The 25,811-nt window shown below is 69.6% G+C and carries 25 protein-coding genes; 12 read left to right on the plus strand and 13 right to left on the minus strand.

Annotation, left to right across the window (positions count from 1 at the left end):
- Nucleotides 1–10: 10 nt before the first annotated feature.
- The 3 genes from ACO1X9_RS08430 to ACO1X9_RS08440 form a co-directional block, all read right to left on the minus strand.
- Nucleotides 11–562 (minus strand): DUF305 domain-containing protein, encoded by a 552-nt coding sequence (locus tag ACO1X9_RS08430; protein ID WP_486350378.1) that lies wholly within the window; start codon nt 560–562, stop codon nt 11–13.
- Between the two features lie 96 nt (nt 563–658).
- Nucleotides 659–958 carry a metal-sensitive transcriptional regulator gene (locus tag ACO1X9_RS08435; RefSeq protein WP_486350379.1) on the minus strand — a complete coding sequence of 100 codons (300 nt, stop codon included), beginning with the start codon at nt 956–958 and terminating at the stop codon, nt 659–661.
- A complete protein-coding gene (locus tag ACO1X9_RS08440; protein ID WP_486350407.1) occupies nt 948–3,032 on the minus strand; it encodes a heavy metal translocating P-type ATPase in 2,085 nt (694 codons plus the stop codon). Before ACO1X9_RS08440 ends, ACO1X9_RS08435 begins: the two co-directional genes overlap by 11 nt.
- Nucleotides 3,033–3,644: 612 nt before the next feature.
- On the opposite strand from ACO1X9_RS08440, the gene ACO1X9_RS08445 reads away from it, so the two are divergent.
- Complete coding sequence (locus ACO1X9_RS08445) at nt 3,645–4,031, plus strand: four-helix bundle copper-binding protein (RefSeq protein ID WP_486350408.1); 387 nt, start codon at nt 3,645–3,647, stop codon at nt 4,029–4,031.
- A 148-nt stretch (nt 4,032–4,179) separates the two neighbouring features.
- Nucleotides 4,180–4,800, plus strand: a complete 621-nt coding sequence (locus tag ACO1X9_RS08450) for a DUF305 domain-containing protein (RefSeq protein ID WP_486350380.1) — start codon at nt 4,180–4,182, stop codon at nt 4,798–4,800.
- 23 nt (nt 4,801–4,823) lie between these two features.
- On the opposite strand, the gene ACO1X9_RS08455 is transcribed toward ACO1X9_RS08450, so the two are convergent.
- From ACO1X9_RS08455 to ACO1X9_RS08480, 6 genes are all read right to left on the minus strand, one after another.
- Complete coding sequence (locus ACO1X9_RS08455; protein ID WP_486350381.1) at nt 4,824–5,030, minus strand: helix-turn-helix domain-containing protein; 207 nt, start codon at nt 5,028–5,030, stop codon at nt 4,824–4,826.
- 87 nt (nt 5,031–5,117) lie between these two features.
- Nucleotides 5,118–6,269 (minus strand): sensor histidine kinase, encoded by a 1,152-nt coding sequence (locus tag ACO1X9_RS08460; RefSeq protein WP_486350382.1) that lies wholly within the window; start codon nt 6,267–6,269, stop codon nt 5,118–5,120.
- 104 nt (nt 6,270–6,373) lie between these two features.
- Complete coding sequence (gene araA / locus ACO1X9_RS08465; RefSeq protein WP_486350383.1) at nt 6,374–7,894, minus strand: L-arabinose isomerase; 1,521 nt, start codon at nt 7,892–7,894, stop codon at nt 6,374–6,376.
- A 15-nt stretch (nt 7,895–7,909) separates the two neighbouring features.
- Nucleotides 7,910–9,454: a xylulokinase gene (locus tag ACO1X9_RS08470; protein WP_486350384.1), complete on the minus strand. Its 1,545-nt coding sequence runs from the start codon at nt 9,452–9,454 to the stop codon at nt 7,910–7,912.
- Nucleotides 9,451–10,164, minus strand: a complete 714-nt coding sequence (locus ACO1X9_RS08475; RefSeq protein WP_486350385.1) for an L-ribulose-5-phosphate 4-epimerase — start codon at nt 10,162–10,164, stop codon at nt 9,451–9,453. The genes ACO1X9_RS08470 and ACO1X9_RS08475 overlap by 4 nt, the downstream gene beginning before the upstream one ends.
- Nucleotides 10,165–10,253: 89 nt before the next feature.
- The gene (locus tag ACO1X9_RS08480) at nt 10,254–11,249 is read right to left on the minus strand and encodes a LacI family DNA-binding transcriptional regulator (RefSeq protein WP_486350386.1); all 996 of its coding nucleotides are present in this window, start codon (nt 11,247–11,249) and stop codon (nt 10,254–10,256) included.
- 279 nt (nt 11,250–11,528) lie between these two features.
- Here ACO1X9_RS08480 and ACO1X9_RS08485 point away from each other — a divergent pair, with 279 nt between their 5' ends.
- The 7 genes from ACO1X9_RS08485 (at nt 11,529) to ACO1X9_RS08515 (ending at nt 19,546) form a co-directional block, all read left to right on the plus strand.
- The gene (locus ACO1X9_RS08485) at nt 11,529–12,491 is read left to right on the plus strand and encodes an ABC transporter substrate-binding protein (RefSeq protein WP_486350387.1); all 963 of its coding nucleotides are present in this window, start codon (nt 11,529–11,531) and stop codon (nt 12,489–12,491) included.
- Between the two features lie 85 nt (nt 12,492–12,576).
- On the plus strand, nt 12,577–14,112 hold the full coding sequence (locus ACO1X9_RS08490) for a sugar ABC transporter ATP-binding protein (protein WP_486350388.1): 1,536 nt from the start codon (nt 12,577–12,579) through the stop codon (nt 14,110–14,112).
- Nucleotides 14,109–15,140, plus strand: a complete 1,032-nt coding sequence (locus tag ACO1X9_RS08495; RefSeq protein ID WP_486350389.1) for an ABC transporter permease — start codon at nt 14,109–14,111, stop codon at nt 15,138–15,140. The genes ACO1X9_RS08490 and ACO1X9_RS08495 overlap by 4 nt, the downstream gene beginning before the upstream one ends.
- A complete protein-coding gene (locus ACO1X9_RS08500; RefSeq protein WP_486350390.1) occupies nt 15,137–16,153 on the plus strand; it encodes an ABC transporter permease subunit in 1,017 nt (338 codons plus the stop codon). Before ACO1X9_RS08495 ends, ACO1X9_RS08500 begins: the two co-directional genes overlap by 4 nt.
- A 31-nt stretch (nt 16,154–16,184) precedes the next feature.
- Nucleotides 16,185–17,702, plus strand: a complete 1,518-nt coding sequence (locus tag ACO1X9_RS08505; RefSeq protein ID WP_486350391.1) for a sugar ABC transporter ATP-binding protein — start codon at nt 16,185–16,187, stop codon at nt 17,700–17,702.
- Entirely contained in the window at nt 17,689–18,753 is a 1,065-nt protein-coding gene (locus tag ACO1X9_RS08510; RefSeq protein ID WP_486350392.1) for a LacI family DNA-binding transcriptional regulator, read from the plus strand. Before ACO1X9_RS08505 ends, ACO1X9_RS08510 begins: the two co-directional genes overlap by 14 nt.
- Nucleotides 18,754–18,799: 46 nt before the next feature.
- Complete coding sequence (locus tag ACO1X9_RS08515; RefSeq protein WP_486350393.1) at nt 18,800–19,546, plus strand: SDR family NAD(P)-dependent oxidoreductase; 747 nt, start codon at nt 18,800–18,802, stop codon at nt 19,544–19,546.
- Here the strand turns inward: ACO1X9_RS08515 and ACO1X9_RS08520 are convergent.
- A complete protein-coding gene (locus tag ACO1X9_RS08520) occupies nt 19,543–19,965 on the minus strand; it encodes an acyl-CoA thioesterase (RefSeq protein ID WP_486350394.1) in 423 nt (140 codons plus the stop codon). The genes ACO1X9_RS08515 and ACO1X9_RS08520 overlap by 4 nt on opposite strands.
- A gap of 34 nt (nt 19,966–19,999) precedes the next feature.
- Here ACO1X9_RS08520 and ACO1X9_RS08525 point away from each other — a divergent pair, with 34 nt between their 5' ends.
- On the plus strand, nt 20,000–20,908 hold the full coding sequence (locus tag ACO1X9_RS08525) for a DMT family transporter (RefSeq protein ID WP_486350395.1): 909 nt from the start codon (nt 20,000–20,002) through the stop codon (nt 20,906–20,908).
- On the opposite strand, the gene ACO1X9_RS08530 is transcribed toward ACO1X9_RS08525, so the two are convergent.
- Together ACO1X9_RS08530 and ACO1X9_RS08535 are read right to left on the minus strand one after the other, a co-directional pair.
- Nucleotides 20,853–21,233 carry a DUF2200 domain-containing protein gene (locus ACO1X9_RS08530; protein ID WP_486350396.1) on the minus strand — a complete coding sequence of 127 codons (381 nt, stop codon included), beginning with the start codon at nt 21,231–21,233 and terminating at the stop codon, nt 20,853–20,855. The two genes, ACO1X9_RS08525 and ACO1X9_RS08530, sit on opposite strands and share 56 nt — an antisense overlap.
- The gene (locus ACO1X9_RS08535; protein ID WP_486350397.1) at nt 21,230–22,126 is read right to left on the minus strand and encodes an AraC family transcriptional regulator; all 897 of its coding nucleotides are present in this window, start codon (nt 22,124–22,126) and stop codon (nt 21,230–21,232) included. Before ACO1X9_RS08535 ends, ACO1X9_RS08530 begins: the two co-directional genes overlap by 4 nt.
- A 112-nt stretch (nt 22,127–22,238) precedes the next feature.
- On the opposite strand from ACO1X9_RS08535, the gene ACO1X9_RS08540 reads away from it, so the two are divergent.
- Nucleotides 22,239–23,738: an aldehyde dehydrogenase family protein gene (locus ACO1X9_RS08540; RefSeq protein WP_486350398.1), complete on the plus strand. Its 1,500-nt coding sequence runs from the start codon at nt 22,239–22,241 to the stop codon at nt 23,736–23,738.
- A 33-nt stretch (nt 23,739–23,771) separates the two neighbouring features.
- Here the strand turns inward: ACO1X9_RS08540 and ACO1X9_RS08545 are convergent, their stop codons facing one another.
- The gene (locus ACO1X9_RS08545) at nt 23,772–25,040 is read right to left on the minus strand and encodes an MFS transporter (RefSeq protein ID WP_486350399.1); all 1,269 of its coding nucleotides are present in this window, start codon (nt 25,038–25,040) and stop codon (nt 23,772–23,774) included.
- Between the two features lie 138 nt (nt 25,041–25,178).
- Here ACO1X9_RS08545 and ACO1X9_RS08550 point away from each other — a divergent pair, with 138 nt between their 5' ends.
- Entirely contained in the window at nt 25,179–25,811 is a 633-nt protein-coding gene (locus tag ACO1X9_RS08550; protein ID WP_486350400.1) for a TetR/AcrR family transcriptional regulator, read from the plus strand.

The following is a 25,811-nucleotide window of genomic DNA, read 5'->3' on the forward strand; positions in this document are numbered from 1 at the left end:
CAACGAGAAATTAGAGGTCCTCGAGTAGCCGCTCCATCGCAGCGATCTCAGCGGTTTGATCCGCAATAACCTTCTTCGCGAGTGCGACGGCATCTGCGTTGACGCCTCCCTCGACTTCGACCCGCGCCATATCGATGGCTCCCTTGTGGTGGGTGATCATGCCCTCGAGGAACAGCCGCGCTGCTTCAGTGTCCTCGGCGGTGCGCAGTGCCTCCATGTCGGCGTCGCTCATCATGCCCGGCATGATCATGGTGTGGCCGCCGTGCCCGGTCATGCTGTCGACGCCCCAGGCATCAAGCCACCCGTTCATCTGATCGATCTCAGGCTGCTGCGGCTGTTTGATGCGTTCTGCGAGCGCTCGAACGTCGCTTGGCACGCCGTCCTTGGCAAGCAGCATGTCGGCCATCTCAACGGCGCCCTGGTGATGCGGCACCATGTTGGCTGCGAACGCTTCGTCCCGCTCGTTATGCTGCCCGCCGCGGTTCTGCCAGGCGACGAGCCCGACACCGGCGAGCCCGACGAGTACGACAACGGCCGCGATGATTGCTATTCGTTTGTTCATGTATCCCTCCTTCCACGAGAGTGGGGTTACTTAGTCCTCGACCGAACAAGTCGAGGCGCGAAGGCAGACTTCTCCGCCCTCGCGCCCCTACTCGTACTACGAACGGACCAGACGAGCGATGGCCTGAGTTGCCTCGTTCAATTTGGCTTCCGCGATGTCACCACCTGACTGCACCGCGTCCGTCACGCAGTGCTTCAAGTGGTCGTCGAGTAGCCCAATGGCGACTCCCTGAAGTGCGCTGGTCAGTGCCGAGATCTGCGTCAGGATGTCGATGCAGTACTGCTCCTCATCGACCATGCGGTGGATGCCGCGGGCCTGACCTTCGATCCGCTTGAGGCGCGCGAGGTACTTCTCCTTATCGGAGATGTAGCCGTGATGCGCGTGGCTATCCGACATTGACCGGCTCCTTCTTCTCTTCCACCACCGCGCCGAGAATCTCGCGCGCACTGGTCTCCGGCCGCAGGTCGAGACGACGCAGCAGCTGGGCGTTCAGGGCCACGACGATGGTCGACAGCGACATCAGGATCGCCCCAACCGACATCGGCAGGATGAAACCGATCGGCGCGAGAACACCGGCCGCCAGCGGGACCGACAGCAGGTTGTAGCCCGCCGCCCACCACAGGTTCTGCTTCATCTTCCGGTACGAGGCCTTCGACAGTTGGATGACGGACAGGACCGAACGCGGATCGGAGCTGGCCAGGATGACGCCCGCCGAAGCGATCGCCACGTCCGTGCCTGCACCGATCGCGATGCCGACGTCCGCCTGCGCAAGCGCCGGAGCGTCGTTGACGCCGTCGCCGACCATTGCCACCGAGCGGCCTTCAGCCTGCAGTTGCTGAACCTTGGCCGACTTATCCTCCGGACGGACGCCCGCGAAGACGCGGTCGATGCCGAGTTCCTTCGCGACGGTGTTCGCGACCGCTTCGGCGTCACCGGTGATCATGACGACCTGGCGACCGAGCGCGTGGAGCGCATCCACCGCCTGGCGCGACTCTTCGCGGATGGCATCAGCCAGCCGCAGGGCACCGATCACCTTTCCATCGGCCACGACGTGCAGAATGATCGCACCCTCCTGACGCCACTGATCGGCGATCGGTAGTTCACTCGCCTTCTCCTCACTCAGGAGGTTCGGTCCGCCGACACGAATCGTCTTCCCATCGACCTTGGCCGTGACGCCCACGGCAGGCGACGACGTGAAGTCCGTTGCGCTCCGCACAGTGAGCCCGCGCTCGCGGGCCGACTGCACGATCGCCCGAGCGAGCGGATGCTCCGAGTCAGCCTCCGCGGCAGCCGCCAGGGCGAGCAGTTCGTCTTCACTGATTTGGCCGGCGACCTCGGTCGCCGTGATGGTCGGTTCACCCTTCGTCAGCGTGCCGGTCTTGTCGAACAGGATCGTGTCAACGGTCCGCATGCTTTCAAGAGCCAAGCGGTCCTTCACGAGCACGCCGCCGCGAGCCGCGCGTTCCGTCGCGATCGAGACGACTAGCGGGATGGCAAGGCCCAGTGCGTGCGGGCAAGCGATGACGAGCACGGTGATGGTGCGGATGATCGCCTCGTCGGGCAGCCCCACCAGGCTCCAGACGATGACCGTGATGACACCGGCGCCGAGGGCGAACCAGAACAGCCAAGCCGCCGCCCGATCAGCGATGCGCTGCGCCCGGGACGTCGAATTCTGCGCCTCTGAAACGAGCCGCTGAATACCGGCGAGCGTGGTGTTGTCGCCAACTGCGGTGATCTCGACACGTATAGAGGAGTCGGTGGCGATCGTGCCGGCCACAACCGACGCTCCCTCGCCGCGGGTCACGGTCCTCGACTCACCCGTGATCATGGACTCGTCCATGCTGGCTGAGCCGGCACTCACGCGGCCATCCGCCGGGACGCGACCACCAGGACGCACCACGACGACGTCGCCGACCTTGAGCTCAGAGGGCGTGACCGTTCGGGTGCGGTCGCCGTCGACGACCTCGGCCTCATCGGGCAGCAGTGCGGCCAGTGAGTCGAGAGCGGAGGTGGTCTGAGCGAGCGAACGCATCTCGATCCAGTGGCCGAGGAGCATGATCACGATCAGGAGCGCGAGTTCCCACCAGAAATCGAGTTCGTGGTCGAGGAATCCCAGACTTGCCCCCAGCGAGGCGACAAAAGCGACCGTGATGGCCAAGCCGATGAGCAGCATCATGCCGGGCCGGAGCGCGCGTACCTCCGAGACAGCGCCCGTCAGGAACGGCCAGCCACCCCAGAAGAACATCACCGTGCCGAGAACCGGAGAGATCCAGTTGACCCACGCAACGTCAGGGAGGTCGTACCCGAGCAGCATCGAGAACATGCCCGAGAACGCCACCACTGGCACAGCGAAGGCCAACATGATCCAGAAGAGGCGGCGGAATTGGCCAACGTGATCGCCGTGACCCGCATGTCCTCCATGGCCGCCATGACCGGCGTGCCCACCGTGGCCCATGGTGTTGTGATCCATGTGACCGTGGTCGTGCGCCGCGTGCTCGTCGTGCTGGTGGCTGGCGTGATCGTGACCGGCAGCGGCGGGCGCTTCGTGGTCGTGATGGGCGTGGTCCGCCGCGCTGTGATCGTGCTCAGCGTGGCTGTTCCCAGAAGACGCTTCACGCTGAGCCAGCACCTCGCGAGGTGACGGCAGGGTGCGCGCGGCGGCAACGAACCGCTCAGGATCGGCGTCGAACCGTGGGCCGCAGCCTGCGCAGCAGAGCCAGTAGCGCTCGCCGCCGTAGTCGCGGTAGAAGCCGGCGGCCTCAGCATCTTCCTTCACCACGACGTTTTTCGGCATCACTGGGCAGACCGCGAGGGCTTCATCAGGTGCGCTCAGTGCAGCGGCAGACGTGTGGTCATGTTCGTGTGGCACAGTTCCTCCATACCCATAGGGGGTTTATGTATCCAGTATACCCTCCCGGGGTATCAATGTGAAGTCTCCGGGTTGCGCTGCTGGAAGGGTGGAGGAGCGGCCGACTCACTCCAACCCTTCAGGCGCAACCCCTCGCGTGCGGTGCGTATGCGTGCTTACCGTGGCCGCTCGGGACGCTATGAGAAGGAGAGAACTTTGACTGTGACCGAAGACATGCTGCGGACCTATCCAGCCGATCTCGGAGGTGTGGACACGGCTGCGCTGGTGCGCTGCATCGAGGCATGTATGGAATGCGCACAGGCGTGCACCGCCTGTGCAGACGCATGTCTCAGCGAAGAGATGGTCGCCGATCTGAGGAAGTGCATCCGAACCAACCTCGATTGCGCGGACCTCTGCGAAGCGACGGCCCGAGTGCTGTCACGGCACACCGGTTATGACGCGAACATCACTCGAGCTGCGCTGGAGGCCTGCGCAGCCGCTTGCAAGGCGTGCGCCGACGAGTGCGAACAGCATGCCGACATGCACGAGCACTGCCGCGTGTGCGCGGATGCCTGCCGACGGTGCGAACAGGCTTGCCTGGAGCTGCTCGCCACTCTGTGATGTACCTACTGGAAGGGTGAAAACCCGGCCGATTACTCCCGGGCTGGCGTACTACTGCCCAGCAAGCATCGGTGTTCAGCGCAACTTTCTACTGAGCCTCGGTGCCACGGGACCGGTCGAAGTGACTTGACGGGAACGAGGAACAGTTATGCAGGAACACGAACACAGCGGCGGTGCGATCCATGAGGATCGCCGCGATGACGGCACGCAGAAGCACGACCGAGGCCACTCCACACTGAGCATGTATCTGCGGTTCGCCGCCATGATCCTGACCGGAATGGTCGTCATGTACGCGACTATGTTCGTCGGCTCCTACGCGTGGAGCCACATCCGCCTGAGTGAGAGCCGCATCTTCATGGCCCTCACTATGGGCGGTGCTATGGGGCTCGTCATGATCGCCTGGATGCTCAAGATGTACAAGAGCACGAAGGCGAACATCGCCGTCGTCACCGCCAGCGCCATTGTGCTAGCGGGAGGTATCTGGCTAGATCGCAGTCAGATCCTCGTGGATGATGTCGGCTTCATGAACTCGATGATCCCGCACCACTCGCTCGCGATCACAAGGTCAGAGCGATTCCAGAACACCGATATCCGCGTGTGTGAACTCGCTGTCGAGATCAGCGAAGCGCAACGCCGCGAGATTTTCGAGATGGACTGGCTGATCTCCGATATCCGGGAAAACGGACCCGCGGATAGCGCTGCCGAGGCGGCAGCCAGACCGGTACCCGAGTACCAGGAGGCAGCCGAGCGGCAATGCCCCACGGAATGAACGCGCGAGTGCACGCCTGGACGCTATCGCCCACCCCTCGGACGTAGTTCGGCTCCCGCCTCGCGCAACTTGGCGAGAACGGTGGTCTTTCCGAGTCCGGTGCGTCGCGCAATATCGCGTGTACTCAGCCCCGACTCGTAGAGCGACAGCACCTCGCCCGCCAGGCTGACGCTGACGCGACGGCGTGATGGCTTGGCGCGTTGGCGCCGTTCTGATCCCGAGTCCTCCACAAGGGTGTTGGTCTTGAGTTGAGCCAGGACAACAAGAAGAAGGCCCCGGTCGGAAGACCGGGGCCTTCTGCATGCCGGGGCTCGCGGTCAGACCCCCGGAAGGGCGACCCAGATGCGGGCGCCGCCCCACGGGGAGTCCTCGACGCCGATGCTGCCCCCGTGGGACTCGACGATGCGCCGACAGGTCGACAGTCCGATTCCCAGTCCGGGGACGTCACCGGCGGCGCCGCGCTCCATGAGGGCGAACACGAGGTCGCGGTGCTCGAGAGGGATGCCGGGGCCGTTGTCGTCGACGGTGATCCGGCAGCCGCCCTCGATCGACGTCGACCGGATGTCGACGCGCGGCACGACGCCCGACGCGGCGCTGAACTTGATCGCGTTCGCGACCAGGTTCTGCAGGAGCGCCCGCACCAGGGTCGCGTCGCCCACCGCCCGGGCGTCGAGCGCGCCGGTCACCTGAGCGCCGCTCGCCGTGATCGCCGCGTCGAGGTCGTCGATGACCGCCGCAACGACCTCGCTGAGGTCGAGGAGGTCGTGGCGGGGCTGCGAACCTCCGAGTCGGGCGAAGTCGAGGAGGTCGGCGATCATCGCCTCCATCCGGGTGGTGGCGGCGTCGGCGCGTTCGAGGGCGTGAGCCGCGTGCGGGGCGTCGGCGAGCCGAGGGTCCAGGGTGGCGAGCTCGATGAATCCCGCGATCGCCGTGAGCGGGTTGCGCAGGTCGTGGCCGATCTGGCCGGCGAACGACTCGAGGCGTTCGTTGGAGTGGCGCAGGTCGCGGGCGATCCTCCGCAATTCCAGCGCGTCGACCACCTGCTCGGCGAGCACCTCCAGGCCGCGACGTCGCTCGGAGGACAGGTCGGACGTGGCGTCGTCGAACACGCACAGGGTGCCGATCGGCAGGCCTGCCGGGGTGATGAGAGGAGTTGACGCATAGAACCGCACGTCGGCGATCACTCCTGTGACGAACGGGTTGGCCGCGAAGCGGGTGTCGTCCCGGGCGTCCGCGACCACCACCTGCCGCGCCCCCTCGAACACCTTCGCGCACATCGAGTCCTCGCGACTGCAGACATCGGCCGCGAAGCCGAACGCCGCGATCTGATGCTGAAAGCGGTCGTCGATGATGTTGATGACGGCCTTCGGCACGTCGCAGAGCGTCGCCGCGAGCCAGACGAGTCCGTCGAGGTCGGCCGTCGGCTCGGTGAGCACGCGGTACCCCGCGATGGCCTCGCGGCGCGCCACATCTTGTATCGTCTGCACGACGACCCACCCCCGAGTGCGACCCTAGCCCCGGCCCGCGGGCGTCGGCGTCCCCCCGATCACGGGGTGCGGGTCCGGTGCCCGCCCTACAGCCCCTGCGCGAGCCGGTGGTAGGCGGCGTTCCAGCGCACCTCGTTCTCGAACCCGCCGGTCGTGGTCGACTCGTCGATCACGAGCAGCTCGATGCCCGACATCTTCGCGAAGTCGCGGAACACCTCGACGCCCACCTGGGTCGTCATGACGGTGTGGTGGGCGGCACCGGCGGTGAGCCACGCGGTCGCCGAGGTGCGGAAGTCGGGGCGCGGCTTCCACACCGCGCGACCGACGGGCAGCTTCGGCATCGGCGCGGGCAGCGGCACGTTGTCGACGACGTTCGCGACCAGGCGGAAGCGGTCGCGCAGGTCGGAGAGCGCGACGACGAGCGCCGGACCCGGGTCGGCGGTGAAGACCAGCCGCACGGGGTCGTCCTTGCCGCCGATGCCGAGGGGGTGGATCTCCAGCGACGGCCGTGAGGTGGTCAGCGAGGGCGAGACCTCGAGCATGTGTGCCCCGAGGATGAGTTCGTTGCCGGGCTCCAGGTGGTACGTGTAGTCCTCCATGAGCGACGCCCCGCCGGGGAGTCCCGCGCCCATCACGGCGGCGGTGCGCACGAGCACGGCGGTCTTCCAGTCGCCCTCCGCGCCGAAGCCGTAGCCGTCGGCCATGAGCCGCTGCACGGCCAGCCCGGGCAGTTGGCGCAGCGCGCCGAGGTCTTCGAACGAGTCGGTGAAGGCCGAGAAGCCGCCCTCCTCGAGGAAGCCGCGCAGCCCCGCCTCGATGCGGGCGCCCTCGCGCAGCGACTCGTGGCGGTCGCCGCCGGGCACGAGCGACGGCACCACGTCGTAGAGGTCGAGGTACTCGGCCACGAGCTCGTCGATCGCCGACGAACCGACGCGACCCACGGCATCCACGAGCTCGTTGACGCCCCACGTGTTGACCTGCACGCCGAGGCGCAGCTCGGCTTCGGTCTTGTCGCCCTCGGTCACCGCGACGTAGCGCATGTTGTCGCCGAAACGCGCGAGGCGCAGGCCCCGGGTGGCGTCGCGTCCGGCGGCGGCTCGCGTCCACGCGCCGACGCGCGCGGTGACCGAGGGATCGGAGACATGACCGACCACGGTCGTGCGCGGGATGCCGAGACGGGTCTCGATGTACCCGAACTCGCGGTCGCCGTGCGCGGCCTGGTTGAGGTTCATGAAGTCGAAGTCGATCTCGCCCCAGGGGAGGTCGACGTTGGCCTGCGTGTGCAGGTGCAGGAGCGGCTTCTGCAGGGCGTCGAGCCCGGCGATCCACATCTTCGCGGGGGAGAAGGTGTGCATCCAGACGACGATGCCGATCACGTCGTCGTCCGCGTTGACGTCGAGCATCGCGCGGCGGATCGACGCGCTGTCGGTGAGCACGGGCTTCCACTCGACGGTGACGGGGATGTCGGACGACTCGGCGAGTCCCCGCGCGACGGCCTGCGACTGCTCGGCGACCTGACGGAGAGTCTCCTCGCCGTAGAGACCCTGACTGCCGGTGAGGAACCAGACCTTCTTGAGGCGGAGGTCGGGGACGATGCTGCGGCTCATGGGATTCCTTCGGGGTCAGAGGGCCGAGACGGCGGCGCGCTCGACGGCGAGCCCCGCCTCGTAGCGGTCGAGGTAGGCGGCGAATCCGGCGACGTCGTCGGGGCCGGGCGCGACCGAGCGGGACTCGGCGTGCGCGAAGACGGTGGAGGTCAGGTAGGCGGCGAGGTCGCCCCCGCCGGCTGCCGTGAAGGCGGCGAGCACCGCGACGCCCCAGGCGCCACCCTCGCCCGCACTCTCGGCCACGTCGACGGGCGCGTCGAGCGCGGCGGCGAGGAAGCGCTGCGCGACCCCGGCGGTGCGGAACATCCCGCCGTGCGCCGACATCCGCTCGAGCGTGACGCCCTCCTCGGCGAGCACGCGCATGCCGAGGGCGAGGGTGCCGAACACGCCGTAGAGGTGAGCGCGCATGGCGTTGGCGAGGTTGAGGCGGCTGTCGGGCGTGCGCACGAAGAGCGGCCGACCTTCGGTGAGCCCGGCGATCGGCTCGCCCGCGAGGTGGTTGTAGGCGAGCAGTCCGCCGGCGTCGGGAGCGCCATCGAGGGCCTCGCGGAACAGCACGTCGTAGACCGCGTCGGTGTCGAGCGTCAGCCCGGCCGCCTCCGCGAAGCGGGCGAACATCCCGGCCCACGCGGCGAGCTCGCTCGCGCCGTTGTTGCAGTGCACCATCGCGACCGGGTCGCCCGCGGGCGTCGTCACGACGTCGATCTCGGCGTGCACGTGCTGCAGCGGCTGCTCGAGCACGACCATCGCGAAGATGCTCGTGCCCGCGCTCACGTTGCCCGTGCGCGGGGCGACCGCGTTGGTCGCGACCATGCCGGTCCCGGCGTCGCCTTCGGGCGGGCAGAACGGGATGCCGGGGCGCAGCGCGCCGGACGGGTCGAGCAGGGCGGCACCCTCGGCGGTGAGTTCGCCCGCGGTGACTCCGGCGGCGAGCACCTCGGGCAGCAGGTCGCGGAGCGGCCGGGGGAGCGCCTCGCCGTGCACGAGGCGGTCGTAGCGCGCGAGGAAGTCGTCGTCGTAGTCGGCGCCCGCGGCGTCGATGGGGAACATCCCCGACGCGTCGCCGACGCCGAGCACCCGCCGTCCCGTGAGTCGCTCGTGCACGTAACCGGCGAGGGTCGTCACCGACGAGATGCGCGGCACGTGCTGCTCGCCGTCGCGCACGGCCTGGTGCAGGTGCGCGATCGACCAGCGCAACGGGATGTTGAAGCCGAACAGCCCGGTGAGCTCCGCCGCCGCGTCGCCCGTGCTCGTGTTGCGCCACGTGCGGAACGGAGTGAGCAGTTCGCCGTCGGCGTCGAACGCGAGGTAGCCGTGCATCATCGCGGAGATGCCGATCGCCGAGACGTCGGGCGTCCAGCCGAGGGCGGCGACGAGGTCGGCGTAGGCGGCGCGGAGGCCGGTCCACACGTCGCCGAGGTCGTAGGTCCAGACTCCGTCGACGAGCTGGTTCTCCCACTCGTGCGACCCCGTCGCGAGCACGCGGGTCGGGTCGTCGGCGTCGACGAGGCAGGCTTTGATGCGGGTCGAGCCGAGCTCGATGCCGAGCGCCGCGGTCACCGACGGGGGTCCGAGCTCTGGCCGTAGACGTTCTGGTAGCGCGCGTAGAGGGCGTCGATCGCGTCCTGGGGGATCGGGATGAGCGGTCCCGCCTCGCGGGCGAGGTGCACCGAGCGCGCGGCGTCCTCGCACATCACGGCGGCCTTCACGGCGTCCCTCGTGGTGACACCGATCGTGAACGGGCCGTGGTTCTGCATGAGCACGGCACGGGAGCGGTGGCCGCGCAGAGTCTCGACGATGCCCCGGCCGATCGAGTCGTCGCCGATGATCGCGAACGGACCGACCGGGATGGGCCCGCCGAACTCGTCGGCCATGCCGGTGATCACGCAGGGGATCTCCTCGCCGCGCGCGGCCCAGGCGACCGCGTAGGTCGAGTGGGTGTGCACGACGCCGCCGACCTCGGGCATGTGGCGGTAGACGTAGGCGTGCGCGGCGGTGTCGCTCGAGGGGGAGCGCTCGCTGCCGAGCGTTCCGGGCACGACGTTGCCGTCGAGGTCGCAGAGGATCAGGTTCTCGCGCGTGAGGTCGTCGTAGGCGATACCGGACGCCTTGATGACGAACAGGTCGGCGCCCGGAACACGGCCCGAGACGTTGCCGCCGGTCCAGACGACGAGGCCGTAGCGCACGAGTTCGGCGTGCAGCCGGGCGACCTCGGCTCGCGTCTCGGCTACGGCGCGCGCGAGCGCCTCGGGGTCGTGCTCGATCGTCATCACATCCTCCTCGACGGGACGCTGGTGATGTTACCGGTAACATTCACCGCGACGCAAGCGCCGGCCCGCCGGGGCTCAGCCCGACGTGGTCACACCGCGGACGTCGAGGCGCGGAGCACGAGGGTCGGCACGATCGGCGCCTCGGCCGACCGCTCCTCGCCCTGGAGCCGCGCGACGAGGTGCCGCACGGCACGCACACCGACCTCGCGGAAGTCTTGATGCACGGTCGTCAGCGGCGGGAGGCTGTGCGCCGACTCGGGGATGTCGTCGAAGCCGATGATGCTCACGTCGTCGGGCACCCGGCGCCCCAGGTCGGCGAGCGCGTGGATGAGGCCGAGCGCCATCTGGTCGTTGCCGCACACGATCGCGGTCGCCGTCGGGTCGACGAGGGCTCCCGCCGCGTAGCCCGAGTCGGCCGTCCAGTCACCGGCGAGCCGGGGCAGAGGGGCCAGGCCGGCCTCGGCGAGCGTCGCCTCGACGGCGTCGCGACGCACGGCGGCCTCGAGGAAGTCGGCCGGTCCCGTGAGCTGCTGGATGCGACGGTGCCCGAGGTCGAGCAGGTGCTCCGCGGCGAGCCGACCGCCGGCGACCTGGTCGACGCCCACGAGGTCGTCGGTGCCCGTGGCACCGGTCTGCAGTGCGACGGTCGGGATGTCGGCGGGCACCCGCACGAGGCCGTCGGTCACGACGCGGTACGGCGCGATGACGACGAGGGCTTCGATCGACTGCGCGACGAGGAACTCGAGGCTCGCCCGCACCGAGTCCTCGTCGAGCTGTGTGCTCGTCACGAGGGCGTGGAAGCCTGCGTCGCGCGCGGCCTGCTCGACCGCGTGGAGGCTACTCGTCGGCCCGAAGTCCGCCGTCGCGGGCACGAGCACCCCGAGGGAGTGGCTGCGGTTCGTGGCGAGGGCGCGGGCGGCTCGGTTGGGACGGTAGCCCAGTTCGTCGACCGCCACGAGCACGCGGTCCCGGGTCGTCGGTCGGATGCCCGCGTAGCCGTTGAGCACGCGCGACACGGTCTGGTGCGAGACTCCGGCCCGGCGCGCCACGTCGTAGATGCTCGGCGTGCGGCCCGATTCGATCACCGGGTCAGGCTAGCGCCGGAGACCGCCGGGCGAGCGGCTCCACAGTTGTGAACGCTCACGGCGAGGACGAAATTCGACGCCGAGGCCGCGGCGCACCCTGCAGAAAAGATCCATACGGAAGCAAGGGTTCCGACCGCCCGTTACCGAATTGTTACCTCTCTGGGATTGCGGAGAGGCGAAATGTTAGGGCTAACATTCCGAGCGACGGGACCCACCCCCGGCACCCGTCACACCAAGAGCCGGCGAAGCAGCCGGATCCAGAACGAGGAGGTTTTGGCTATGAAGAAGCTCATCGGAGGCGTCGCGGCTGTCGCGGCACTCGCGATCTCGCTGACCGGCTGCGCCGGCGGCACCGGCGGTGCAGACGACGGACTCATCACCGTCGGCTTCGCCCAGACCGGCTCGGAGAGCGGCTGGCGCGCCGCGAACACCGAGTCGATGAAGACCGCGTTCTCGGAGGAGAACGGCTTCGAACTCGTCTTCAACGCGGCGGACAACAAGATCGAGGCGCAGATCGCCGCGGTCCGCAGCTTCATCAACCAGGGCGTCGACGCGATCGTCATCGCGCCGATCGTCGAAGACGGCTGGGACGACGTGCTCACCGAGGCGAAGGAAGCCGGCATCCCGGTCATCCTCGAAGACCGCACGGTGTCCGCGTCGGAGGACCTCTACGCCGCCTGGGTCGGTCTCGACTTCAAGAAGGAAGGCGTGATGGCCGGCGAGTGGGCCGCCGAGAACTTCGGCTCCGAGGCCACCAACCTCGTCGTGCTCGAGGGCACCACGGGTTCGGCGCCCGCCAACGACCGCGCGGAGGGCTTCAACGAGGCCATCGCCGGCACGCAGATCCAGCTGCTCGACTCGCAGACGGGCAACTTCACGCGCGCCGACGGCAAGACCGTCATGGAGGGATTCCTCCAGAAGTACGGCGACACGATCGACCTCGTCTACGCGCACAACGACGACATGGCGCTCGGTGCGATCGACGCGATCGAGGCCGCGGGCCTGACGCCCGGCGAGGACATCAAGATCATCTCGATCGACGCGGTCAAGGACGGCATGCTCGCCCTCATCGACGGGAAGATCAACTTCATCGTCGAGTGCAACCCGCTCCTCGGTGAGCTCGCCGCGGGCCTCGTGAAGGACGTGCTCGCGGGCGAGACCGTCGAGCGCACGGTCTTCGTCGAGGACCAGTCGTTCACCCCGGAGCAGGCCGCCGAGGTCATCGACGAGCGGCTCTACTGATCCGTCGATGCTCCTGATCCACTGATCCACCCGTCCGCCGGGGCCTTCGGGCCCCGGCGGGCACCCCCGAGAGAGAACGACTCCCATGACCGAGGACGCCGACGTCCGCCCGCTCGTCGCGATGACGGGGATCACGATCCGCTTTCCCGGAGTGCTCGCCCTCGACGGCGTCGACTTCGCGCTCCGCGCGGGCGAGGTGCACGCGCTCATGGGCGAGAACGGCGCCGGCAAGTCGACGCTCATCAAGGCCCTGACCGGCGTCTACGCGATCGACGCCGGCGAGATCGTCGTCGACGGAACGCCGCGATCGTTCGCCCACACCGCCGATGCGCAAGCCGCCGGCATCTCGACCGTGTACCAAGAGGTCAACCTCTGCGCGAACCTCTCGGTCGGCGAGAACGTCATGCTCGGCCACGAGCTGCGCCGCGCCGCCGGCATCGACTGGCGTGCCACGCACGCCGAGGCCGCCCGTCACCTCGTCGCCCTCGGCGTCGACATCGACACCCGCTCGATCCTCGCGAGCCACTCGATCGCCGTGCAGCAGCTCGTCGCGATCAGCCGGGCGATGGTGACCGACTCCCGCGTGCTCGTGCTCGACGAGCCCACCTCGAGCCTCGACCGCGGGGAGGTCGAGCAGCTCTTCGGCGTCATCCGCGGCCTGCGCGACCGCGGCGTCGCCATCCTCTTCGTCTCGCACTTCCTCGACCAGGTGTACGAGATCTCCGACCGCATCACGGTGCTGCGCAACGGCAAGCTCGTCGGCGAGAGCGCCGCCGCGTCGCTCCCGCGCGGCGAACTCGTCGCCCAGATGCTCGGGCGCGAGGTCGCCGAGCTCGAGAGCATCTCCCGCGCCGCCAACCGCGAGATCGACCGCTCGACGCCCCCCGTGCTCTCCGCCGTCGGCGTGGGTCGCCGCGGCGTGGTCGAGCCCGCCGACCTCGACGTCTTCGACGGGGAGGTGGTCGGCTTCGCCGGCCTCCTCGGCTCCGGCCGCACCGAGCTCGTGCGGCTCCTGTACGGCGCCGACCGCCCCGACAGCGGCCGCATCTCGGTGCGCGGTGCGCTCACCCGCCTCACCACACCGCGTCACGCCATCGACAGCCGCATCGCGTTCTCGTCGGAAGACCGCCGCGCCGAGGGGATCGTCGGCGACCTCACCGTCGCCGAGAACATCGTGCTCGGGGTGCAGGCTCGTCGCGGCTGGCTGCGGCGCGTGCGGCGCTCCGAACAGGATGCGATCGTCGCCGACTACATGACCGCACTGGGGGTGCGTCCCGCCGACCCGTCGATGCTCGTGCGCAACCTCTCCGGAGGCAACCAGCAGAAGGTGCTGCTCGCGCGCTGGCTCGCCACCGCACCGCAGCTGATCATCCTCGACGAGCCCACGCGCGGCATCGACGTCGGGGCGAAGGCCGACATCCAACGCAAGGTCGCGGAGCTGTCGAGCGCCGGGCTCGCGGTGATCTTCATCTCCTCGGAGCTCGAAGAGGTGGTGCGCATCGCACAGCGGATCGTCGTCATGCGCGACCGCCGCAAGATCGGGGAACTGGACGGACACGACGTGAGCGTGGACGATGTGGTCGCGGCCATCGCCGCGGAAGCTCGGGAGGCAGCGGCATGACGAGGCTCTTGCGACACCGGGTGGTGCTGCCGATCGCGGCCCTTCTCGCGCTCATCATCGTGAACACGATCTCCCGTCCGACGTTCCTGTCGATCACGGTGCGTGACGGCCAGCTCTACGGTTCGCTCATCGACATCCTGCGCAACAGCGCGCCGCTCATGCTCGTCGCCCTCGGCATGACGATCGTCATCGCGACGCGCGGCATCGACCTCTCGGTCGGCGCGCTTATGGCCGTCTCGGGCGCCGTCGCGCTGACGATCATCGACGGCTCGGGCTCGCCCGAGAGCCCCGTGACGCTCACGATCGCGATCACCGCCGGAGTCGTCGTCACCCTGCTCTTCGGAGTCTGGAACGGCTTCCTCGTGTCGGTACTCGGCATCCAACCCATCATCGCGACGCTCGTGCTCATGCTCGCCGGCCGCGGGATCGCCCTGCTCATCACGGGCGGCTTCATCACGACGGTGACGAGCTCGCCCTACCGGTTCATGGCGCAGGGCTACGTGCTCGGCCTGCCGTTCGCGTTCTTCGTCTCGGTCGCCGCGATCGTGCTCGTCGTGCTCATCGAACGGCGCACGGCGCTCGGGATGCTCACGGAGGCCGTCGGCATCAACCCCGAGGCGAGCCGTCTCGCCGGGGTGCGCTCGCGCGGCATCGTCTGGGGCGCGTACGCGGCGAGCGGACTGCTCGCCGGATTCGCGGGCATCCTCTACAGCTCGAACATCATGGCGGCCGACGCCAACGCCGCGGGCCAGTACATCGAGCTCGACGCGATCCTCGCGGTCGTACTCGGCGGCACGTCGCTCATGGGCGGCAAGTTCAGCATCGCCGGCACGGTGATCGGGGTGTTCACGATCCAGACCCTGAAATCGACGATCACCTTCCTCGGCGTGCCACCCGCGGTGAGTCCCCTGTTCATGGCGCTCGTCGTCGTGCTCGTCGTGCTCGTGCAATCGACGCGGGTGCGCACCGGCGCGCGGCGACTGTGGTCGGCGTTCCGCCCGACGAAGGATGTGGAGGCGGCCCGATGAGCGACGTCACGACGAGCGGCCCCTTCACGGCGGTCGCCACCGGGCTTCGGCGCTTCACGAGCCGGCGGGCGTCGTGGATCCCCGTCTTCGCGGCGGTCGGCATCCTCCTCGCCCTGCTCATCGCGGGCCAGGCCTACTTCGGCAACTTCATCACGCCGCGCGTGCTGTCGTCGCTGCTGCTCGACAACGCCTACCTGCTCATCCTCGCCGTCGGCATGACGTTCGTCATCCTCACGGCGGGGATCGACCTCTCCGTCGGCGCCGTGCTCGCGTTCACCGCGATGCTCGGGGCGAGCCTGCTCTCGCAGGGGCTGCCGGCCGTCGTGGTCATCCCGGTCATGCTGCTCGGCGGCGCGCTCATCGGGCTCTTCGTCGGCGTGCTCATCCAGTTCTTCGACGTGCAGCCGTTCATCGCCTCGCTCGCCGGGATGTTCGCCGCCCGCGGTCTCGCGTTCGTGATCAGCCTGTCGTCGATCAAGGTCGAGGACCCGGTGATCCTCTGGCTGCAGACGAAGCTCTTCTACCTCGACGGCTGGTATCTCTCGCCGACCGGCATCATCGCCCTCGCGGTCGTGATCGCCGCGGCGCTCGTGCTGCAGTTCACCCGGTTCGGCCGCACGATCTACGCGATCGGCGGCAACGAGCAGTCGGCGCGGCTCATGGGCCTGCCGGTCGTGCGCACCAAGTTGCTCGCGTACGTCATCAGCGGCGCGTGCGCCGGACTCGCCGGCGTGGTGTTCAGCGCGTACCAAGGCGCGGGCTACCCGCTCAACGGTCTCGGCACGGAGCTCGACACGATCGCGGCGGTCGTCATCGGCGGCACCCTCCTCACGGGCGGCTCCGGCTTCGTGCTCGGGTCGATGGTGGGGGTGCTCGTCTACGGCACGATCAAGACCGCGATCTCGTTCCTCGGCGCGGAGCAGTCGTGGACGCGCATCACGATCGGCGCTCTCCTCCTGATCTTCGTGGTCGTGCAGCGGGCGATCGTCGCACGATCGACGCGGAGACGATGACCACGGGCCGTGGGTCGAGCATGATGTGACCATGAGCGACGAGGCGCCGATGCCGGTCGTCGAGGTCGAGCGGGCCACCGTCCGCTTCGGCCGCGAGGCCGCGCTCGACGCCGTCGACTTCCGGCTCCTGCCCGGCGAGGTGCACTCGCTCATGGGCGAGAACGGGGCCGGCAAGTCGACGCTCATCAAGGCGATCACCGGGGCACTGCCGCTGGACTCGGGAGAGATCCGGGTCGACGGCGCGGCGGTGAGGATGTCGTCGCCGGTCGAGGCGCAGCGTCACGGCATCCGCACGGTGTACCAGGAGATCGACCTCCTGCCGAACCTCTCGGTCGCCGAGAACATCACCCTCGGCCGCGAGCCCCGCCGCTTCGGCGCGATCGACTGGCGGGCCATGCGGGCCCGCGCGGCGACCGTGCTGGCGGAGCTCGGGGTCGAGATCGACCCGGGCTCGCTGCTCGGCACGCACTCGCTGGCCGTGCAGCAGCTCGTCGCGATCGCCCGCGCGATCTCCGATGAGGTGAAGGTGCTCGTGCTCGACGAGCCGACCTCGAGCCTCGACGCCGACGAGGTCGCCGAGCTGTTCCGGGTCATCCGCGAGCTCAAGGAGCGCGGCGTCGCGATCCTGTTCGTCTCGCACTTCCTCGACCAGGTGTACGAGATCTGCGACCGCATCACCGTGCTGCGCGGCGGCCGGCTCGTCGGCGAGTACTCCACGAAGGAGCTGCTGCGCATCGATCTCGTGCAGAAGATGCTCGGTCGCGAGCTCGCCGAGGTGCCGATCCGGCGCGGCGAGGAACCGGGCCCGACGTCGGGCGTCGTGCTCGAGGCGCAGGGCGTCGCGTCGGGATCGCGGCCGCGCGACGCCGACCTCAGTATCCACGAGGGCGAGGTCGTCGGTCTCGCCGGTCTGCTCGGGTCGGGCCGCACCGAGCTCGCGCGGCTGCTCGCGGGGGTCGACCGCCCCGACGCGGGGCAGCTCCTCATCGACGGCATCGCCACCTCGCTGCCCGGTCCGCGGAGCGCGATCCGGCGCGGGATCGTCTACTCGTCCGAAGACCGCCGGGCCGAGGGCATCATCGGCGAGCTCACGGTGCGCGAGAACATCGTGCTCGCCGTGCAGGCCCAGCGCGGGATGCTGCGGCTCATGAGCCGCGCCCGCCAGCGCGAGCTCGCGGCGAGCTGGATCGACGCGCTCGGCATCCGGCCCGCCTCGCCGGAGATGCTCGCGCGGGAGCTCTCCGGCGGCAATCAGCAGAAGGTGCTGCTCGGGCGTCTGCTCGCGCTCGCGCCCCGCGTGCTCCTGCTCGACGAGCCGACCCGGGGTATCGACGTCGGCGCTAAGGTCGAGGTGCAGAATCTCGTCGCCGAGATGGCAGCCAACGGAGTGTCGGTCGTGTTCGTCTCCGCAGAGCTCGAGGAGGTTCTCCGCGTGTCGTCGCGTGTCGTCGTGCTGAGGGGCGGCCTCCTCGTGGCCGAGCTGCCCGCCGACGACCTCGCGAGTTCCTCGCTCCTCGCCCTCGTGACGCGTCCGGATGACGGAGACTGACCCGCCTCGACGCGGCGGGTCGGACGACCACGGCCCCCGCGCGGCGAACATCTTCGACGTCGCCCGGCTCGCCGGTGTCTCGCACCAGACGGTCTCGCGCGTCATCAACGACCTGCCGAACGTGCGGCCGGCGACGCGGGACCGCGTGCAGCACGCGATCTCGCAGCTCAACTACAGTCCGTCGCCCGCGGCCCGTGCTCTCGTCACACGGCGCACCCGCACGATCGGCCTCATCGTGCCCGGCACGTCGGACTACGGGCCGGCGTCGATCATGGTGCACTTCAACCTCGCCGCGCGCGCCGCGAGGTACAGCGTCGAGACGGTCGCCCTGCTCGAACCCGACCCGCCGGGCGTGCGGGCCGTCGTCGAGGCGCTCCTGCGGCAACGCGTCGACGTCATCGTGCTCATCGTCGACGACGTCGCGGTGCTCGAGGTCATCCGCAGCCTCGAGATCGGCATCCCGTTCGTCGCGGTCGCCTCGTCGGCGCGGCGCGGGCCGACGATCGTCTCGATCGATCAGTACCGCGGTGCCCGCTCGGCCGTGCGTCACCTCGCCGAGCTCGGGCACCACCGCATCCTGCACCTCGCCGGCCCCGCCTCGGCGGCGGACGCCATCGAACGCGTCCGCGGCTGGCGCGACGAGCTCGCCGCGCACCGGCTCGAGATCGTCGAGCCCGTGCACGGCGACTGGACGGCGGAGAGCGGGTACGACCTCGGGCGCTCTCTACCGCTCGACGGCGCCACGGCGATCTTCGTCGCGAACGACCACATGGCCATCGGCGCGATGTCCGCGTTGCGCGAGCGGGGCCTCGCGATCCCCGACGACGTGAGCGTCGTGGGCTTCGACGACCTGCCCGAGTCGACGTTCCTCTACCCGCCGCTCACGACCGTGCGACAGGACTTCGCGGCGCTCGGCGGGCTCATCATGCAGAAGGTGCTGCTCACGGTGGAGGAGCCGGACACCGTGGCGGAGTCGACGCCGCTCCCCACGAAGCTCATCGTGCGGGGCTCGACGCGCGCCCTCGAGCCCGAGTCGACCGAACCGTCCTGACCGCGCGACGCTTCTCGTTCGCGGCCCGGTGTGGTCGAGTGGGGGCATGGATATCTCCGGAACCACGGCACTCGTCACGGGCGTCTCGTCGGGCCTCGGCGCCGCGACCGCGGAGCGTCTCCTGGCCCGCGGGGCGCACGTGCTCGGGCTCGACCTCGCGGCGCCGGACGCGACTCCCGACGGGATGCGTTTCGAGCCCACGGATGTCGCGAGTGCCGCCGACGTCGAGGCCGCCCTCGCGACCCTGACCGACGACGACCCGCCGCTGCGCATCGTCGTGAACTGCGCCGGCATCGCGCCCGCGCAACGGCTGCTGTCGTCGAAGGGTGTGCACGATCTCGACGTCTTCCGGCGCGCGATCGAGGTCAACCTCGTCGGCACCTTCAACGTGCTGCGTCTCGCCGCGGCGCGGATGGCGGCGCAGGACGCCGACGCGGAGGGCAACCGCGGCGTCGTGGTCAACACGGCGTCGATCGCGGCGTTCGAGGGGCAGATCGGCCAGGTCGCCTACGCGGCGTCGAAGGCGGGCGTCGCGGGGATGACGCTGCCGGCCGCCCGGGATCTCGCGCGGTCCGGCATCCGCGTGGTCACGATCGCACCGGGCATCGTCGACACCCCGATGCTCGCCGGGCTGGGCGACGAGGTGCGCGACTCGCTCGCCGCCGTCGTGCCGTTCCCGCACCGCCTCGCGCGGCCGGACGAGTTCGCGCGGCTCGTCGAGACGGTGATCGGCCACGACTACCTCAACGGCGAAACGATCCGCCTCGACGGCGCCCTCCGCCTGCAGCCCTAGTCGGACGGGGCGAACCCGCGCAGGAACTCCCGCTCGTCGGCGGTGAGTCGCCGCACGCCGCCGGTCACCCGATCGACGAGCGCGACCTTCGCGGTCGCCGTCGCGTAGGGGCGTGCGGGGTCGTCGGAGCGCACCTCGAACTCGATCGTGAGATCGGCGCCGCCGATGCGGGACACCGCGAGGGCGATCGGCACCGGCTCCTCGCGGTAATCGAGCACGCGCAGGTAGCGGATGCCGACCTCGCTCACGAGCGAGAGCGTCGGCTCGTCGGGCACCAGCGGGGGCAGGGCGCTGCCCGGTCCCCAGAGGGCGCGCGCCCGGGCTTCCTCGAGCAGCCGGGCGACGGCGACGCTGTTGACGTGGCCGTAGGAGTCCTGGTCGCCCCAGCGCAGCGCCACCTCGACCACGCGCTCGCTCACGGCATCCATTCTGTCGCCTAGGTTGAGAGCGACCATGCAGATCACCTCGCGCGTCAGCCTGCCGCGCCCCACCCGGTACGAGCTCGCGCTCATCGGCGTCACGATGATCTGGGGCGCGACGTTCCTCATCGTGCACCTCGCGGTGCAGACGACGGGCCCGTGGTTCTTCGTCGGCGTGCGCTTCGCGGTCGCCGGGATCATCCTCGCGGTCATCGCGGCACCCGTGCTGCGCGGGCTCACGCTGCTCGAGCTCGTCGCGGGCGCGAGCATCGGACTCGCGCTCATGCTCGGTTACGGCCTCCAGACGGTCGGGCTGCAGACGATCGAGAGCAGCACGTCGGCGTTCATCACGGCGTTCTACGTGCCGCTCGTGCCGCTGCTGCAGTGGGCGGTGTTCCGCCGCGCGCCCCGGCTCGGAGCCTGGCTGGGGATCGCCGCCGCCTTCGTCGGGCTCCTGCTGCTCGCGGGACCGGGCGCCGCAGGCTTCTCCTTCGGTTTCGGCGAGATCGTCACGCTCGTGAGCACCCTCGCGATCGCCGCCGAGGTCGTGCTCATCAGCGTGTTCGCGAACCGGGTCGACGCCCGGCGGGTGACGGTCGTGCAGCTGCTCGCGGCATCCCTCTTCGCGTTCGTCGCGATGCCCGTGACGGGCGAGGGCATCCCGGCGTTCTCCTGGGTGTGGCTCGTCGCCGCCGTCGCGCTCGGTGCCGCGAGCGCCCTCATCCAGCTCACGATGAACTGGGCGCAGCGTCGCGTCTCCGCCACGCGCGCGACGGTGATCTACGCCGCGGAACCGGTCTGGGCCGGGGTGGTCGGCCGCATCGCGGGGGAGCGGCTGCCGGCGCTCGCGATCGTCGGCGGCGCGCTCATCGTGCTCGGGGTGCTGCTCAGCGAGCTGCGGTTCCGGAGGCGGGAACCGGAGCCGGAGTCCGCAGCACCTTAGCCATCGCCTTGCCGTAGTACAGCTCGTCGACGAGCTTGTCGAGGTAGCGGATGCGCTGCATGAGCGGGTCTTCGAGCTGCTCGACGCGCACCCCGCACACGACGCCGGTGATGAGCGACGCGTTCGGGTTGAGCCGCGCGGCGGCGAAGAACTGCTCGAAGGTCGTCTGCTCGGCGAGGTGCCGTGCGAGCTCGGCGTCGTCGAAGCCCGTGAGCCAACGGATGACCTCGTCGAGCTCGGCCTGCGTGCGGCCCTTGCGCTCGAGCTTCTGCACGTACATCGGGTACACCGACGCGACGGGCGTGCCGTAGATGCGGTGGCTCATGCGTCCATTCTGTACTCGCTCGGCAGCATCCCGAACTCGCGGTGGAACGCCCGGGTGAAGGTCGTCGGGTCGGCGAAACCGACGCTCTCGGCGACGCGGGCGATCGGCTGCGCGCCGTCGGCCAGCAGGGCCGCGGCCCGTCCGAGCCGCAGGCGGCGGAGGTGCTCGCCCGGCGTCTCGGCGAACGGCTCGAAGAGCTCGTACAGGTGGCGGCGCGAGATGTAGTGCGCCTCGGCGATGCCGGCGACGTCGAGGTCGGGGTCGTGCAGCAGGTCGCGCATGAACGACCGCACGGTGGCGAGCATCCCACCGTGGGTCGACGGCATCACCCGCGCGCCGGAGAGCGACGAACGGATCATCGTGCCCGCGAGGTCGCGCAAGGTCTCACCGACGCTCGGCTCGGCCCGCCCGCGGGTCTCGCCGAGGGTGGCGAGCAGCACCGCGGCCGCGTCGGGAGCGTCGACGAGCAGGCGCGCGCACGACTCCTCGACGAGCGACACGGGGATGCCGAGCGCGCGCTTCGACACCTGCACGAGCACCTGCCGCTGCCCCGGCGCCGTGTAGTCGAGCTGATACGACCGATCGGTCGCGTAGGTCGACACCGAGCCCGCGGTCACTCGGGTGCCGTGCCCGTCCTGACGGATGACGCCCGGCCCGCCGAGCGTGAAGGTGAGGTGGATGTCGTCGCTGTTCGCGTGCGACGCCTGCCGGGCGGTGCGGTCGACCGCGAGGCCGTCGGTCTGCACGTGCGACACCATGAGGCTCTCGTCGAACCGCTCGAACTCGATGCGTCCGTGGAAGTCGGGCTCAAGCGCGGAGCACGTGAGCGGCACGAACGCGTCGCTCGTCACGAGCTCCCATTCGTCGGCGCTGCGGGCATCCACGACCGGCATGCGGCCACCCTAGCCCCGCACCCCGGGTGTTCACCGGGCGTGCACAAAACGCCGACCGCCCGGACCGCGCCCCGGCTTAACCTGACCGCATCCGACACGAAGGAGTGAGCGAATGACGCTGACCGACCAGGCCGCGACGACGGTCTCCACACCCCTCTACATCGGCGGGCAAACCCGCACGACGAGCGACACCCTCGCGGTCGCCGACCCCGGTAAGCCGGGCGTGATCGTCGGCCACGCGGCGTCCGCCTCGACGCAGGACGTCGCCGACGCCGTCGCCGCAGCGAAGTCCGCGTTCCCGGCGTGGTCGGCGCTGACCCCGCAGGAACGCGCCGCGCAGATGGCCGCCGCGATCGAGGGCGTCGCCGCCTTCCGCGACGAGGATGCCGCCATCCTGTCGCAGGAGAACGGCAAGGTGCGCATGGAGGCGTGGGTGGATGCCCTCGTCTTCGAGATCCGCTGGGGTCTCGCGCTCTCGCTCGCCGACGAGGTCGACAGCGACAAGGTGCTCGAGCCGATCCCGGGTGCCATCCCGACCCGCACGACCGTGCGTCACCAGGCGCTCGGCGTCGTGAGCGTCATCGTGCCGTTCAACTGGCCCATCGCGATCCTCGGCGCGGCCCTCCCGCACGCACTGCTCGCCGGCAACACGGCGATCGTGAAGCCCCCGCCCTCGGCGCCGCTCGCGACCGCGCGCTTCGTGCAGCGCATCGCCGAGAAGCTGCCCGCGGGCGTGCTGAACGTCATCACGGGCGCGGACGCGAACATGACGGGCCTCATCCAGAACGAGGACGTCGCGAAGGTCTGCTTCACGGGCAGCGTCGGTGGCGGCAAGCGCATCATGGAGCTCGCGTCGAAGTCGCTCACGCGCGTCACGCTCGAGCTCGGCGGCAACGACGCGGCGGTCATCCTCGAGGACGCGATCATCGACGACGCGCACCTCGACCGTCTGTTCGCGGCGATCTACGACACGACCGGCCAGATCTGCATGAACGCGAAGCGCGTCTACGTGCATCGCTCGCGCATGGACGAGGTCGTGAACGGTCTCTCCGCGCGGCTCGAGCGGGCGAAGCTCGGGTACGGCCTCGACGAGGGTACGACGATGGGGCCGCTGCACTCGCCCGTGCAGAAGGCGTTCGTCGACGAGCTCATCGAGGAGGCGAAGGCCTCGGGCGCCGAGGTGCGCGAGTTCGGCGAGCTGCCGGGGGGCGACCTCGCGGGCGGCAACTTCGTGCGTCCGGCCATCGTCGTCGACCCCGACCCGTCACTGCGCGTCGTGACCTACGAGCAGTTCGGACCCGTCATCCCGGTGCTGCCGTTCGACACCGAGGAGGAGGCGATCGCCGCCGCCAACGACACGTGGGGCGGCCTGTGCGGCTCGGTGTGGACGGCGTCGGCCGAGACCGCGGACCGCGTCGGCTCGCAGCTCGTCTGCGGTTACGTGTGGGTCAACGACCACGGTGCGACCCGACTCGACCTGCGGGCGCCGTTCGGCGGCATGAAGCAGTCGGGCTTCGGACGCGAACAGGGGATCGAGGGCGTGCGCGCGTTCCAGGACTCGCACTCGATCTCGCACCTCGACCCCGAGGTGCTCGCGTCGATGCACCACTGAGCGCTGGAGCGGGGGTCCGAAAGGGCCCCCGCTCTACTGCTCCGGCTCGGGGACGGGCTCGTGCGCCGCACGCAGCGCGGCCCGCCCCGACGGCAGCAGGAAGGCCCCGGTCATGACGGCGACCGTGACGGCGCCGGCGATCACGAGGAGCGCCTGCACGCTGATGACGTCGGCGATCGGCCCGAACACGACCATGCCCATCGGCGTCGCGAGCGCCATCACGATGCCGACGTAGCTGAACACGCGGCCGTGCATGTCGGGCTTCACGACCTGCTGGAACAAGGTCATGAACGGTGCCGAGAACCAGGGCACGATGAGGCCGACGAACAGCATAAGAGCGTAGAAGACCCAGAGGTTGTAGGTGAACCCCATGAGCAGGGTCAGCACGCCGAAGCCGTAGGTCGACACCATGATCAGCACCCGGCGGCTGCGCTTCGCGAGCACCGTGGCGATGAGCGCGCCTCCGACGAGCATGCCGATGCCGAACGCGATCTCGAGGGCCGCGAGCATCCACGCCTCTTCGCCGAACGTGCGCACGATGAGCAGCGGGGTGAGGAAGCTCGGCGCCACCGTCAACAGGAAGATGAAGGCGAAGACGATCAGCAACCAGCGCACGACGCCGTTCGTGAAGATGAACCGCGCCCCCTCGGCGAGGTCGGCGAAGTACGAGGTCTGACCCGAGCCCATCCGCTCGAGCGACGGCACGCGCACGAGCGCGAGCAGTCCGATGCCGATGACGGCCGTGACGACGTCGATGAAGAACATCGGCACGATGCCCCACAGCGCGAAGACGGCCGCCGCGAGCGCGGGCGCGAGCAGCTGCATGACCGACTGCACCGTGCCGAACAGGCCGTTGACGCGCATGAGCTGATCGGGCGGCGTGATCTGCGGGATCATCGCCGAGACGGCCGGCGTCTGCACGCCCGCGCCGACCGAGCGCACGGCGACGGCGAGCAGGATGATCCAGAGCTCGGTGATGCCGCTCATCATGATGAGGGCGAGCGCGAGCGTCGTCGCCGCGATGATCGCGTCGGCCGTCATGACGAGCACGCGCCGGTTGACGCGGTCGGCGAGGGTGCCGCCGAAGATCGAGACGAGCCCCTGCGGTCCGAACGCGGCGAGGGCGTAGAGCGCGAGCGCGACGCCCGATCCGGTCTCGAGCGTGACGTACCACATGACGCCGTACTGCACGATCATCGAGCCGAACAGCGACGCGGTCTGGCCGCCGAGGAAGAGCGCGACGTTGCTGCGCCAGCGTTCGGGCACAGCGGTCGTCGGGGCGGTGCCGTCAGGCAGGGACATGCTGCTCTCCGAAGGGGTGGGGAACGGTGGCGGGGCACGCGGGCGCGCGGCGATTCAGCGTATCGATGACGGCCGACCGCGTCCTCCGTCGGAAGGGGGAGAGGCGGTGAGGGAGGGCGCGCCCGCTACTCTGAGCCCGTGGGCATCCCGGGTCGCAACGAACGCCGTAAGGCCGAGACGCGGCGCAAGATCACCAACGCGGCCAACGCGCTCTTCCTCGAGAAGGGCTATGCCGCGACGTCGATGGAAGACATCAGCCGTGAGGCCGATGTCGCGATCCGCACGATCTACCTGCACTTCGAGTCGAAGGCCGCGGTGCTGCTCGCCTACTTCGACGAGTGGCTCGACGAGTTCGTCCGCATCGTCGGCGAGCGGCCCCCGGGCGAGACGCTCGATGCCCTGCTCGCGCGCGCCCTCGTCGAGCTCAAGGCGAGCGAGCGCTGGGATGACGACAAGCGCGTCGAAGACGTCTCGGTGCTGCATCCCGTGCTCGAGTTCATCGGCGGCGGAGCCCCGGAGATCTCGGGCCACATCATGCAGCGCTGGGTGGCCGCCCAAGACGAGCTCACCGAGCGCTTCCGCGTGAGCGCCGGGCTCCCGGAGGACGCGCTCGAACCGCGCATCGACGCCGCGGCGGTGTTCGCGATCTGGATGACCTCGGTGCTCGACTTCCGCGAACGCTTCGCGAACGGCGGCACGGGCGGTTCGACTCACGACGTGGGCGCGGTCACCGCCCGCGCGTTCGTCGACGGGCTTCCGGCCCGCGGCTGA

Source organism: Pseudolysinimonas sp. (assembly GCF_057350545.1).